This window comes from Shewanella sp. KT0246 (genome assembly GCF_019654955.1).
GTDB classification, from domain to species: Bacteria; Pseudomonadota; Gammaproteobacteria; order Enterobacterales; family Shewanellaceae; genus Shewanella; species Shewanella goraebulensis.
The window spans coordinates 95,693-109,054 of sequence record NZ_BPEV01000005.1 but is presented as its reverse complement, the minus strand read 5'-3'; the positions used below and the strand labels follow the sequence as shown (position 1 = coordinate 109,054).

Sequence of the window (13,362 nt, the reverse complement as noted above, 5' to 3'; positions counted from 1 at the left end):
TGGTACACCTTTATGTTAACAAGTTGTTTAATTTGACTTTTTTATAGTGGCATAGAACTCGCAAAACATGACCAGAATTAAATCTAGGAGTGTGAAGCTATGTCGTATATTGAACCAAAAGAGTTCGCAGCCAAAATGGTCGATGCTGGTGAACAAAAAATTTTCATGTCAACCAAAGATACATTGGTCCGTGCTTTTATGGCGGGAGCTATTTTAGGTCTAGCAGCATTTTTTGCCATTACGGTGATAGTTAAGACTGGCAGTTTGCTAACGGGGTCTCTCTTATTCCCTGTTGGTTTTATCATGCTATATTTAATGAAGTTTGATTTGTTAACTGGGGTATTTACCTTAGTGCCATTGGCGGTTTTGGATAAAAGAAATGGCTGTACAGTAGACCAAATGCTGCGGAATTGGGGCCTAGTGTTTGTGGGCAATTTCGCCGGCGCCCTCACGGTTGCTTTCTTTGCATCGTTTATTTTAACTTATGGTTATAACACTGATGGTGGCGTACTCGCTGCGAAAGTGAGTAGCATCGGTGAGTCACGTACTCTGGGTTATCAAGAACATGGCTTTGCGGGTTGGATGACCATTTTTATTCGCGGCATGTTGTGTAACTGGATGGTATCAATGGGAGTCGTTGGTGCAATGATTTCTACTTCTGCAAGCGGCAAAATGATGGCAATGTGGATGCCCGTTATGCTGTTCTTCTTCATGGGTTTTGAGCACTCAATTGTCAATATGTTCCTGTTCCCATTCTCAATGATCATGGGTGGTGACTTTACGGTTATGGATTACCTCGTTTGGAATGAAATCCCTACCGCACTGGGTAATTTAGTGGGTGGATTTGTGCTTGTTGGTTTACCGCTGTATTTAACTCACGTAAAAGAAAGTCCAGTGCGTAAGCGCAAACAAGCTGAAGCTCGTCGTGAAAAGCTTGCTTAATATTGGACACTTAAGTGAGTTCTTACCGCCACACGGTTACGTTAATGACACTGTAATTGTTGTGGCGGCAAGGAAGCTTTAATGCAAAATTTGCTTAAACTCACGATTGCACAACAAAGCGTTTGCGGACTAAAGCAGATCAATCAAGATTGCTGTGGCAGTATGCAACCAGATAATGCCTTGATACATAGTAAAGGCGTAGTGGTTGCGATTGCTGATGGTATTAGTTCTAGTGAAGTCAGTGGTGTTGCCAGTGAAAGTGCGATAAGTAATTTTATCAGTGATTACTATGCAACCTCTGAAGCCTGGTCAGTTAAAAAATCAGCGCTTAAAGTGCTGCAGGCACTTAATCATTGGCTATATGCTCAAAGCCAAAATGGCCCGCATCGTCATGACTTGAATAAAGGTTATGTCTGCACTTTTAGTGGGTTAGTGTTTAAATCAAATACAGCACATATTTTTCATTGTGGTGATTCTCGCATCTACCAATTGAGCGGGAATAGTTTAGAGCAATTAACAGAAGATCATCGACGTTATGTCGACGATGAAGTCAGTTACCTTAATCAAGCATTAGGTATTAACCCGTTACTCAATAGTGATTATCACTCCTGCTCGATTAACTTGGGCGATATTTTTGTATTGACCACTGATGGTGTGCACGAGTTTTTACCAACGAGAACCATTGCCAATGCCATTAATGATGCAATAGAGCAAAACAGCGATTTAGCCAATGTTGCGCAAGAGCTGGTTCAGCAAGCGCTTGATGCTGGTAGCGATGATAATTTGAGTATTCAAATTGTGCGGGTAGATTCTCTACCTGATCCAGACGTCAATGAGTTCAAACAGTTATTGAATCGACTCCCTTTACCGCCACCATTACATAGCGGCCAAGAATTCGAAGATGTGGTGATTCAACGTGAACTATATGTGAGTAGTCGCAGCCGAGTTTACCTAGCTCAAGATACAGCCTCTGGTCAGCGTGTGGCAATTAAGGTTCCTTCTGATGAAATGCGCCAAAATGAAGACCACTTAGAAACCTTGTTAATGGAAGAATGGGTGGCACAAAGGGTATCTAACACGCATTTATTAAAACCAGTTAAGTCACGTGTTCCTAAGGGTTACCTTTACACGGCAACAGAGTATGTTGAAGGTTGCACGCTAGCCCAATGGATCCACGATCATGAACAGCCCGATTTAGATTCAGTGAGAACGATAGTGGTTCAAATCGCTCGGGGGTTACAAGCTATGCACAGACAAGAGATGGTGCACCAAGATTTACGCCCTGAAAACATCATGATCACCACAGAAAGTGTGGTCAAAATTATTGACTTCGGTGCGACAGCTGTTGCAGGAATCATTGAAACTCAAGGGATTGATGACCACATTTTGGGTACGGCCCAATACAGTGCTCCTGAATATTTTGTGGGTGAGCTTGGCGATGGTCGCAGTGATATTTTTTCTCTGGCGGTAATAACTTATCAAATGCTGACAGGTCAGTTGCCCTACGGGGTGGATGTTGCCAAAGCAACGACGTTAAAAGCGCAGCAAAGCTTACGCTATGTTCCTGCCCGAAGTAGAAATGCCGCAGTGCCTCAGTGGGTAGATTATGCCCTTGAAAAAGCTCTTGAAGTGTCCCCGTCAAAACGCACTGCTGAAGTATCGGAATTTATTTATAACCTTAAACATCCTCACCCTAAATCAATACGTGAGCACACGCCTTATATTGATAAAGACCCCATTTTATTTTGGCAGCGTTTATCTTTCTTATTAGCACTAGGGTTAGTGATAGCCTTATTTTATTAAGCACGACCTTAATGCTTGTCAGTATTAACGCAGCAGCAAGAGTACTGCGTTAATACAAACCCGATATCGAGCTTTCATCAGGCTATCAAGGATTAATTACCATGCTTTATAAGGTAAAAACTTACCGTTCATGGTAATCACGACCCTATCGCCCTTAGGATCAGTTTGTTTTGCAACATCCATTGAAAAATCAATGGCGCTCATTATGCCATCACCAAATTGCTCCTGAATGACTTCTTTCAATGTGTCGCCATATACACCAACCACCTCATAGAGGCGATAGACCAGTGGATCTTGTGGTACATCACGTTGCCATTGTTTGGTTGGGTAAGCCGTGAGCGCAGCTTGTGAACCTGCAGGAAGCTCAAGTAGCTGGCACAATTTATCGGCGACGTTCTCTGGCATGCTGTTCATGCCTAAACATGCTGAGGTGACCCAAACACAGCCCATTTCTAACTCATCTGCAATATTTTGCCAGCTTAGTTGGCGGGCATGTTTCGCTAAAATAATTGCTTCAACCACTTGTTCTTTATTCATTATAAATTCCTATAGGCATGATAAACGTCTATAAGAACGCGCAAGAGTTAGACCATTATTAAATAGTATATTAATCAGCAAGTTAATTTTTATAGGATAGGAGCACGGCTATTTTAGTGCATTATTAGCTAATTGTTGGTGCGACAGGAGGAGAGGTTTGTATTCACTGACAAAAAGGCCGGCAATGATGCCGACCTTGAGAGTGCAATGTAATCTAGTGGCTTATCGAGCTGATTAACGCTGGTGAAGTGCGTAATCAGTGCCATCTTTTGCAGTAAACACTTTGCAATTTCCTTCAGTAGGTAAGCAGCGAGAATGCAGCATGCTTACCCATTGTTTGTAAGGTGTCGGTAAGTTTTTAATTGGCAGTGCCACTTGAATATCTTCAATGTGAGCAGGATCGTTAGCGCCTAGCTCGCCATTTCTGTCAAAGCATACTTCAACATGGGTATCGTTATTTTTTAATACCACTGATGTCGGGTCGCTTTTATGTCCCGTTAGAGCAACAAACTGACACGGATTTTGTAATCCACATTGGCTGCCATCTTTCATAAACGCTAAAAGATGAGTGTAGTAAATAACATAGCTACTCACATCGGCATGTGTGCCTTCGGTTAGCGGGAAGTTGTCATCTAAAAATACTTTCGCATTGGTAATTTTATCAGCGTTAGTACTGGTCGCCACAAATTGTTCCTCAATGAAGCTGTTAAGGTTGTGAGCTGCTGTATTGGTGTGCATTGTAGTCATAGTCATAACCTTATCCTCTTCGTTTGGGTCATTACACTGTCTGGTCAATCTGTCAGTTCAGTGTTACTTCTCTTAGCTTTGATTCAAGTTGCAAGCTGCGGTGAACGATTTCCAAAAACTGTTTCCCGATTGCTTAATTTGTAGTCTAGTGTATTTTTCACTACAATTTCACAATAAAAATTTTACAGTGTGAATTTTACAAAATGCGTAATGAACAAAGCTTGATGAGAAAGTCACATTTCCTGGGTACAAAGATTCGCAATCTGCGTAAACGTAATCATCTGACAATGGAAGATTTGTCGGCCAGATGTATACGTGTTGATTCGAGTTCTGCGCCTTCGGTGTCGTATCTATCAATGATAGAACGGGGTAAAAGAGTGCCCAGTGCTGGCATGCTGGCGGTGATTGCCACCGTGTTCCAAAAAGATGTCGACTGGTTTTTAGATGACATGCCAGAAGAGCAATCAATCACCCCTGAAAAGGGACGCCGTGGCGGTATTAGCGGTATGCCACTCGAGCCAAGTTTTCTATTTTCGAATGACATTTTACAAATCGCGATACCTGAAATGCTGTCACAAACAGGCACATCAGGCAGACAATTTGCCCAGTTACTTATTCGTGCTCACCAAGAACATCATCAAAATCACTTTCCAGATTTAGAACGCGCCGCTGAAGATATTGGCAGAAAACAGATGCCGCTTAGCGCTGATGAGATGCTTAGCATTGCTAAGAGTATGGGGCTTAAAATCAAATGGATTGATGAAGTTCCGACTGAAGTGTTAGATGAAACTGGCGCTCGTTCTTCTCGGTTAACCACCTCATTTTTTGAACCACCTGCGACAATTTTTATCAATAAAGCGCTCAAATCCAATGCGCCAAGGCTTAAATATGACTTGGCAGTGCACATTGGACATTGCGTGCTCCACAATAAAGATGGCCTGAAAAGTGTCATGACATCGGGGCGTCGAGTTGAGGCGGATGATGATGCAACTGTGCAGTCAAACACACTTAATGCCCAAGATATCTTGCATGCATGGCGTGATTTTGAATCAAGCTTTTTTGCAGGGGCATTACTCTGCCCTAAAGTGCCATTCAGACAGCTATTAGATCGTCATGGCTACGAAATTGATATCCATAAACAGTTACAAGTATCGGCGTCGGTTGCCATGCGCAGAATGACAGTTGTCTCTCCTTACCCCCATTGGCATTACTTTGATGCGTATGCACCAGGTAAGCTTAAAGCGGTGTATCGCGGCAATGGTATTCCACTGCCTTGGGGCAATATGCGCATTGTGGAAGATCCTTGTCATCATTGGGCTGTATTTAGAAAAATCAATGAACCATCAACAGGAACCTCAGCGCAAATATCTATTTTGAATGTGGGTAATGAGCCGCGAATTTACTGTTGTGAATCAATAAAAGTCGATGATTCAGCGGGTAATCCACATGTGTTATGTGCAGGGATAGATTTAAACCCCGCCATTGAAGCGCAAGGTAAAGATGCCGACAAAATTACCCAAGACTTAAAACAAGCTTGTGTTGATAATGGCGGCTTAGTCGCGATACCTAAGGCGATAAAAGCCGATCTCACCAGTGTGGCAAAAATCCTCAATATTAATTGGATTGAACGTGGAATTGAAAACGATGCCAGAGTGATCTGCTCACGGGGTGCGGTGTGCCCACGTCAACCAAGCTGTTATGCTAGCGGTAAAGCTCAATGTGAGTAGTTTTTCCTGCTATTAATGATTGTATTACATCTAAAAATGCCCTGTTAATGAGTCTCCATTAACAGGGCATTTCGTTATTTGAAGGTACTATTAAGAAGATGATAAAACCACTCTTCGAGCTCTTTTTGAGCTGATTGAATTAACTCATCTTTTTCACTATTTACATCAAAAGGGCAATCTTCACCAAAAGCTTGCTGTAACGCTTTAATTTGTTTTGCATTCCATTCCGGGTGAAATTGAACGCCAATTTGCCGTTGATGATGAAACACCTGTTGTGGCCAACTCATTGAGCTAGCGCTTATTTTTACTTTAGATTCAGTAAAGTTAAACCCTTGGTAATGCCATTGTGGTACCAGCATTGAGTGACCCGTTGAAAGTTTTACAGTTTGCCAGCCTAATTCAGGTGTACTCAAAGTGTCTAAGCTAGCGCCTAAAGTTGATGCTAGCAGTTGTGCTCCTAAGCATATTCCAAGAATAGGCATATCCAACTGAACAGCTTGCTTGATAAGCGCGAGTTCTTCTTGCATCCAAGGCGGGTTATCAATCACATCCATCGGACCACCTAATATGATTAAACCATCAATGTCAGCGAGTTTCGGTAACTCGCTATGGGGCGCCATAAAGAGAGTGATTTGATGCTGATGATTATCAGCCCAACCAGTTATTCGCCCTGCGCCTTCAGCAGGGTGGTGTTGAATGATAACTAATTTGAGTTTTCGCATTTTTTTACTCAGCATTTATTGTAACTCGCCTGTTTCGAGATAAATTTCAATCAGTTGTTGTGGCTTAATTGAAAGACTTTTAGCGAGCGCATCAATATTAGGGTGCAAGTTTCCAATTAACGGGACAGTGACTTGGGGTTGGGCTGAGAATTTATGGTCAACTACCCGTAAAAGGTGGTCTGCTTCCGGCCGATTTTCAATGAGTTTAATTAAAAAATGATGCTGACTTTCAGCATTGGCGGCAATCACCAAATACTGCGCATTTGGCGCTTTATTTTGATCGGTCAACATACTGAGTTCGGAGAAAACTATCACTTTATCAATCACAATTTCTTGAGCCGAATAACGGGTGTTACCACCTCGTTCAAAGTGGCCTTCAACAACATCGATCTGCAAGTGGTTCAGGGGATTAGTATGTATAGGGTGCAAACGCATTAAATCAAAAGGCTTTGGTACTATGGTCCATAACTGATCTGCTTGGTTTGATTGTTGGGTTAGCTTTTGTTTTACCGCATTATCAATATCGGGATCTCGGAAGTGAAATTGCATCACCATTTGCACATTGTGTGGTTGGTGATACATAGGTAGATGCGATGCAAATAAGCCTTCATGACTACCAAACAGGGTCATGCCATGCATGCCAAAGTGGCTGTCGTTTGCATCTGAAGCTGGGGAAATAAGATTAACTATAGCGATGAAAAATAGAGTTAAAAACTGAGGTCGGTACATTGGCGGCTCCTATCTGGAAATTAGTCAGATGGGGCCGTCCCCGTATGAATATCTATTGGAGTAAAGCACTGAATAGTGATTTTACCAATAAACTGAGGTCGTCCTCGGAATTTATTTTACTACAAACAACTAACAATTCGAAGCCGTAGAATTTGATAGATAAAATGACTGTTTTTTAAACAAACCATAGTCTTAATATCTGTATTGCTAGTGATTGATTATAAATAACAAAGTTACTGTTGAATCTATAATACAAACGCTGCAAAATTCGTCATAGCATAATATTTATGTCAGGAATCATTTGCCCAAGGAAGCGGGAATATCAATTATACCTCTTAATATAACCCTGTTTACTTCTAACTTGAGCATTGATTTGTTACCTAACATTAGGTGAATTTTTAAGGATAAAACTATCTGTAATAGATAGATTTCAAGGAGCTACCATGAAGTACATCATAATGATGGTATGGGGAGTGCTGTTGTGCATTTCCAATGTCACTTTTGCGGCATCAGTAGAAGACTATTCTCGTCACAGTGATTACCACAGTGTCAAAATATCCCCTGACGGCAAGCATTTAGCCGTATTAATGAATGATGAAGGCAAGAAGAAGCTCGCTTTTTTGCGTACCGACAACTTTGAACTCACTTTTGCGCTTAATTCCAGTGGTCGGGATCAACCTGCAGATTATTACTGGGTTAACAATGAACGGGTGATTGTTCAAGTGGTACAAAGCCGTGGGAGATTAGAGCAACCGATTAATTTGGGTGAAATTTTTGCGGTTAATTATGATGGCTCTAAGCGAAAAATGATTTTCGGTATTCGCGCTCAGTCAGGCATTGCTTATTCTGGTTATGGTGGATTTTTACTGGATAAACTCGAGGATGATAAAAAGCACGTATTAATTACCAAGCGATTGCTGAGCCGAGACGGTAATGTATTGCCTGAGGTGACCAAGCTTAATGTCTATACTGGTAAAGAACGTCGAGTTAAACGGGCACCCATTTCTTACAGTCAGTTTTTAGTGGATAACGATAGTGTGCCAAGGTTTGTAGTCGGTACCGATAAGAATTTTGACACTAAAATTTATTACTCCGAAGGTAAGGGGGAAGACTGGCAGCCCTTTGAGTCAAAGTTTGAAGGTGAATTTACCCCACTGGCTTTTAGTAGCGATAATAAATCAGTTTATGCGTTAAAAACTGAAGAGAATAAACCGCAAGGGCTGTACCGGTATGATTTAGAAACTGAAAAAGAAACCTTTTTATATCGCAGTGAGATTGCTGACCCAACTTATGCCATTAGTTCTGACTTAAACGAAGTCTATGGCTTGAGATTAGATGAAGACTATTCTAGCTATATTTTTATTAAACCAGATACTCAGGAAGCGAAGTTACACAAAGCCTTAATTCAAGCATTTAATGGCGATAGTGTCGAAATTACCAGTAAAACCAAAGATGGTAAGCAAATGGTGGTGCGTGTTTCTAGTGATCGCAACCCTGGCTCGTTCTATATATTCAATACCGACACGATGAAAGCGCGATTTTTATTGTCTAGTCAGCAATGGATTAAAAAAGAACAACAAGCATCTACCGAACCTTTTCGAATCAAAACACCAGACGGCTTAGTGCTTAATGGGTATCTGACATTGCCAATAGGCAAAAAGCAAAATTTACCGACAGTGGTATTGCCTCATGGAGGCCCGCATTATCGAGACTATTGGCAATTTGATCCACAAGCTCAAATGTTGGCTAATGCCGGTTATGCCGTGCTTAAAGTGAACTTTCGCGGCTCTGAAGGTTACGGAAAAAGCTTTATGGAAGCAGGTTACGGCCAATGGGGCACAGGGATACAGGACGACATTACTTTAGCCCTTAATTATGCCATTCAAACAGGGGTAGCAGATAAAGAACGGGTTTGTATTTTTGGAGCAAGCTTTGGTGGATACAGTGCCTTACAAAGCGCAATTAGGGCTCCTGAAATGTATAAGTGCGCCATTGGGTATGTCGGTGTTTATGACTTGCCTATGATGTTTGATGAAGGCGATATTAAAGGTGCGACATGGGGAGGGGCATACCTGAACACGACACTTGGTACAGATTCTGCTGAACTTATTGCGCAATCTCCAAGTCGTAATGTCGATAAACTGAATGCGCCAGTACTGATTATTCATGGTGAGGATGATCAACGCGCTCACTTTGAACATGCATTAGCACTCAAAGAAGCCTTAGATAAAAAAGGTCACCCATATGAGTGGTTAGTGAAAGATAAAGAAGGCCATGGTTTCTATAACGAAGATAATATTTTAGAAGCCAATAAAGCCATATTAGCTTTCTTAGATAAATACATTGGTACCAACTAAGCTGGGCAATTAACTTCCTTAGGCCCCTACAATAATTATGTTTGCAGGGGCTTTTTTATGTCGAAATCTAACCGGCAAAGACCAAATGAGATGCGGATCACAAACTGATATCGATTGACGCATAAGTTAATCGACATGTTATTAGTTTGGTATTATTTTACGCTCGATTTACTTGATGATGTAGTAGCGACCAAATCTTATTGGCGTTACAAATAAACGGTTCGCACACACCCACCTCCTTAACTTAGTTAATAACCTGTCTGTCTCGAAGGGGAAGCACTTGTGTGTGGACTCTCTAAAATCTGTTTTAGTTGTTCGGATAAATATAATGAACAAACACTTCGAGCTTATTGATAAACCGACATTCTTCGGTGCGTTAACCTTGTTATTTGCTGTTGTTATTCCTCTACTGATTTTTCCAAGTGAAGGTGCTGAATGGATTGCTGTCGCTAAATTATTTATGACAGACAAGCTAGGTTTTGCCTATTTAGGTTTAGGTCTTGCTGCTTTTTTCTTTATGATTTACATCGTTTTCTCTGATATCGGTCAGATTAAATTGGGGGAGCCTGATGAGTCTCCAGAATTTGGGCTAGCATCTTGGGCTGCAATGCTGTTTTGCGGTGGTATAGGTGCCAGTATCTTATATTGGGGCACCATTGAGTGGGCTTATTACTATCAAAATCCACCATTTCAGTTAGAACCAGGCAGTGAAGAAGCTATTCGCTGGGCGGCGACTTATGGCTTATTCCACTGGGGACCCATTGCTTGGTGTATTTATATGATCCCAGCAATACCGATTGCCTATTTTTTCTATGTACGTAAGCAACCAGTACTAAAAGTGTCTGCTGCATTAATGCCGGTAATAGGTGAAGCAAACAGCTTCGGCAAGCTAGGGAAATGCATTGATGTGCTGTTTATTTTTGGTTTACTAGGTGGAGCAGCGACAACGTTAGGTCTTGCTGCACCATTGATTAACGAGGGGATTAGTTATTTATTTGATATTCCTGCCACTACTGGCAGCCAAATCATGGTGCTCATGGTTTGTACTTCCATTTTTGCTTACTCAGCCTATATGGGCATGGATAAAGGTATTAAAATCCTCAGTAATATTAATTTCTGGGGCGCGTTAGGCTTATTGCTGTTTGTACTGGTTTGCGGCCCGACTATTTTCATGTTGGAAACAGGGCTAGATTCAATTGGCCGTATGCTATCTAACTTCTTTGTTATGGCTACTTGGGCTGAACCTTTTGGTGGCATGGGGACATTTGAGGATACCCACTTTCCGCAGGATTGGACGATTTTTTACTGGGCATGGTGGTTGGTTTTTGCGCCGAGCATGGGACTATTTATTGCCCGTATTTCTCGTGGCAGAACCATTAAACAAATGATCTCAGGAGCGGTGTTTTTTGGTTCTTTAGGTTGCTCAATGTACTTTATTATTTTGGGTAACTATGGGCTGTCACTGCAGTTATCGGGTCAATTAGATGTGGTGGGTCTGTTAAACACTGAAGGACCAACTCGCGCAATTTTTGCCATATTAGAGCAACTTCCGTTTAGTACGGTGGTCATTGCATTGTTTACTTTGCTGTGTGTCATTTTCACGGCGACAACCTTTGACTCCATCTCTTATATTTTGGCGTCAGTGGTGCAAAAAAATGTCACCGAAGATCCCATGCGTTGGAACCGATTATTCTGGGCATTTATGTTGTCGTTTATGCCGTCAGCATTAATGTTTATGGGGGGCTTAGCTACCTTGCAAACTGCAGCAATTGTAGGCGGATTACCTTTATTAATTATCGCGGTAATGTTGATGATTTCAGGTGTTAAAGCCGCGTCATTGGATCTAAGCCATCAAGATGATTATGTTGACCCTGTGATTAATATTTCAGACTTGCCGGATGTTGATCCTTGGAGCAAAGAAGGCCAAGCCTTAGCACGCTTTGAATTGTTACGTGACAATGCTATTGATGCTGCCAATGCAGAACGAGAAGCCAATGACTCTATTTGGATACTCAAAAAGCAATTACGCAAAGAGGCATTATCTCGCGGAGAATCCAGTGTCGATTTGGGTGATGCGCCTGATGATATTATTGCCAACTTACAGCAGCTTAATGAAGATGCCTTAAAAGCAAAAGAAGCGAAGCTGGCAGCGTCTGAACTTGCACAACAAGCTCGAGTTTCTTTCGACGCCTTAATGCGTGAGAAAGAAGAGGAGGAAGCGTTAGTGGCTCATGAGGAAGTGAAGCAAGCGATTCAAGCAAGGTTGAACACACCGAATTAGTCACATTTTTAGTTAGCATAGAAAAGCCGCATATCGCGGCTTTTTTCATTTGAAATTGCAGTTAAATAAGTGCTTTAACGCATGGTAACAAATTCTTCTGCGCCTGTTGGATGAATAGCTACAACCGCATCAAAGTCTGCTTTGGTTGCGCCCATTTTCATGGCTACGCCAAAGCCTTGGAGGATTTCATCCATACCAAAACCAATGCCGTGAATACCCACAACGACTTCGTTTTCGCCTGCGCAAATTAACTTCATTTTGCATGCTTCACGGTGTGCAGTAATCGCAGTATACATAGAGGTAAACCCTGATTTGTACACTGTAATGTTATCTTCGCCGTATTGTTCAATGGCTTCTGGTTCAGTTAAGCCCATAGTGCCAATCGGTGGATGACTGAATACTACGGTTGGAATAACGCTGTAGTCCATTTTCGCATTTGGCATGTTGCCAAATAGACGCTCTGATAATAAGCGACCAGCTTTAACGGCAACAGGCGTCAGCTCAACGCCGCCTTCCATAATATCACCGACACAGTAAATACCTTTAGCAGTGGTATTTTGTTGCTCGTCAGTGACCACATAGCCCTTGTCATTCAGTTTTACATCGGTATTTTCTAAACCGATGTTGCCAGTTGATGGTGAACGGCCAATCGCCCAAATTAAGCTATCGACAGTGATGCTTTCACCGTTTTCAAGCTCTAGTGTTAGGCTGTCATCAGCATTTTTAACCACTGCTTTTGGAATGCTATGGGTATGAAGTGTTGGCCCATTGATGTCCATCGCTTCAACTAAAGTGTCAGTCAAAATTGGGTCAAAATTACGAAGTGGTGCATGTTTGCGAACTAATAAATGGGTTTCGCTACCTAGCGCATGCAATACGCCAGCAAGTTCCACGGCAATATAACCAGCACCAACAACAGCAACACGTTGAGGTTGCTCACGTAGGGCAAAGAAACCGTCAGAATCGATACCGTATTCAGCACCTGGAATATTAGGAATCGTTGGCGCGCCACCAGTGGCGATAAGGATATGATCGGCAGTGTAATGCTCGCCATCGACTTCAATGGTTCTACCGTCGACAAACTTACCGTAACCGTTTAGCAAAGTAACATTATTGCTGGCAAAACCACGTCCGTAAGCATCATGGATACGACCGATATAGGCTTCACGGTTATCAACTAGGGTGTTCCAGTTGAAGTTATTTACGGTCACGTCAAAGCCATAATCTTTGGCAAATAAATGCATTGCTTCAGCTACATGAGCGCCATACCACATGACTTTTTTCGGTACACAGCCGACGTTTACGCACGTACCGCCAACATGTTTTGCTTCAATAACCAAAACTTTTGCGCCGCGCATTGCTGCACGATTACCAGATGCGATACCACCACTGCCTGCACCTAGGCAGATATAGTCATAATGTTGAGCCATGTTAACCCTCTCTATTTATTACTTCTGCCAAGCTATCAATTAATTACAGCCTGACTTTAATAAGTGTCTTTTTGAGTTCGAATGATT

10 protein-coding genes are annotated in these 13,362 nt (G+C 42.0%); 5 read left to right on the top strand and 5 right to left on the bottom strand.

Annotated features, from left to right (window positions below; translation table 11 throughout):
- Window positions 1-99 precede the first annotated feature (99 nt).
- Window positions 100-942 (top strand): formate/nitrite transporter family protein, encoded by an 843-nt coding sequence (locus K5Q58_RS03965; RefSeq protein WP_220752573.1) that lies wholly within the window; start codon window positions 100-102, stop codon window positions 940-942.
- An 81-nt stretch (window positions 943-1,023) separates the two neighbouring features.
- Window positions 1,024-2,745, top strand: coding sequence for a bifunctional protein-serine/threonine kinase/phosphatase (locus K5Q58_RS03960; protein ID WP_220752572.1), 1,722 nt, complete (start codon window positions 1,024-1,026; stop codon window positions 2,743-2,745).
- 96 nt (window positions 2,746-2,841) lie between these two features.
- On the opposite strand, the gene cynS is transcribed toward K5Q58_RS03960, so the two are convergent.
- Both cynS and K5Q58_RS03950 read right to left on the bottom strand, forming a co-directional pair.
- On the bottom strand, window positions 2,842-3,282 hold the full coding sequence (cynS, locus tag K5Q58_RS03955; protein WP_080914537.1) for a cyanase: 441 nt from the start codon (window positions 3,280-3,282) through the stop codon (window positions 2,842-2,844).
- A gap of 234 nt (window positions 3,283-3,516) precedes the next feature.
- On the bottom strand, window positions 3,517-4,035 hold the full coding sequence (locus K5Q58_RS03950) for a malate synthase (protein WP_220752571.1): 519 nt from the start codon (window positions 4,033-4,035) through the stop codon (window positions 3,517-3,519).
- 197 nt (window positions 4,036-4,232) lie between these two features.
- Between K5Q58_RS03950 and K5Q58_RS03945 the strand changes: the two genes are divergently transcribed.
- Window positions 4,233-5,756 (top strand): DUF3612 domain-containing protein, encoded by a 1,524-nt coding sequence (locus tag K5Q58_RS03945; RefSeq protein WP_220752570.1) that lies wholly within the window; start codon window positions 4,233-4,235, stop codon window positions 5,754-5,756.
- Window positions 5,757-5,830: 74 nt separating this feature from the next.
- On the opposite strand, the gene K5Q58_RS03940 is transcribed toward K5Q58_RS03945, so the two are convergent.
- Both K5Q58_RS03940 and K5Q58_RS03935 read right to left on the bottom strand, forming a co-directional pair.
- Complete coding sequence (locus K5Q58_RS03940; RefSeq protein ID WP_220752569.1) at window positions 5,831-6,478, bottom strand: type 1 glutamine amidotransferase; 648 nt, start codon at window positions 6,476-6,478, stop codon at window positions 5,831-5,833.
- A 15-nt stretch (window positions 6,479-6,493) separates the two neighbouring features.
- Complete coding sequence (locus K5Q58_RS03935) at window positions 6,494-7,207, bottom strand: hypothetical protein (protein ID WP_220752568.1); 714 nt, start codon at window positions 7,205-7,207, stop codon at window positions 6,494-6,496.
- A 443-nt stretch (window positions 7,208-7,650) separates the two neighbouring features.
- Between K5Q58_RS03935 and K5Q58_RS03930 the strand changes: the two genes are divergently transcribed.
- Together K5Q58_RS03930 and K5Q58_RS03925 are read left to right on the top strand one after the other, a co-directional pair.
- Window positions 7,651-9,564, top strand: coding sequence for a S9 family peptidase (locus tag K5Q58_RS03930; RefSeq protein ID WP_220752567.1), 1,914 nt, complete (start codon window positions 7,651-7,653; stop codon window positions 9,562-9,564).
- A gap of 328 nt (window positions 9,565-9,892) precedes the next feature.
- Window positions 9,893-11,845, top strand: a complete 1,953-nt coding sequence (locus K5Q58_RS03925; RefSeq protein WP_220752566.1) for a BCCT family transporter — start codon at window positions 9,893-9,895, stop codon at window positions 11,843-11,845.
- A gap of 74 nt (window positions 11,846-11,919) precedes the next feature.
- On the opposite strand, the gene gorA is transcribed toward K5Q58_RS03925, so the two are convergent.
- The gene (gorA, locus tag K5Q58_RS03920; RefSeq protein WP_220752565.1) at window positions 11,920-13,275 is read right to left on the bottom strand and encodes a glutathione-disulfide reductase; all 1,356 of its coding nucleotides are present in this window, start codon (window positions 13,273-13,275) and stop codon (window positions 11,920-11,922) included.
- Between the last annotated feature and the right edge of the window lie 87 nt (window positions 13,276-13,362).

Coding starts and splice junctions, on each gene's coding strand:
- K5Q58_RS03960 (WP_220752572.1), top strand. CDS start 1,024: ATGCAAAATTTGCTTAAACTCACGATTGCACAACAAAGCGTTTGCGGA.
- K5Q58_RS03950 (WP_220752571.1), bottom strand. CDS start 4,035: ATGACTATGACTACAATGCACACCAATACAGCAGCTCACAACCTTAAC.
- K5Q58_RS03935 (WP_220752568.1), bottom strand. CDS start 7,207: ATGTACCGACCTCAGTTTTTAACTCTATTTTTCATCGCTATAGTTAAT.
- cynS (WP_080914537.1), bottom strand. CDS start 3,282: ATGAATAAAGAACAAGTGGTTGAAGCAATTATTTTAGCGAAACATGCC.
- K5Q58_RS03925 (WP_220752566.1), top strand. CDS start 9,893: ATGAACAAACACTTCGAGCTTATTGATAAACCGACATTCTTCGGTGCG.
- K5Q58_RS03940 (WP_220752569.1), bottom strand. CDS start 6,478: ATGCGAAAACTCAAATTAGTTATCATTCAACACCACCCTGCTGAAGGC.
- gorA (WP_220752565.1), bottom strand. CDS start 13,275: ATGGCTCAACATTATGACTATATCTGCCTAGGTGCAGGCAGTGGTGGT.
- K5Q58_RS03965 (WP_220752573.1), top strand. CDS start 100: ATGTCGTATATTGAACCAAAAGAGTTCGCAGCCAAAATGGTCGATGCT.
- K5Q58_RS03945 (WP_220752570.1), top strand. CDS start 4,233: ATGCGTAATGAACAAAGCTTGATGAGAAAGTCACATTTCCTGGGTACA.
- K5Q58_RS03930 (WP_220752567.1), top strand. CDS start 7,651: ATGAAGTACATCATAATGATGGTATGGGGAGTGCTGTTGTGCATTTCC.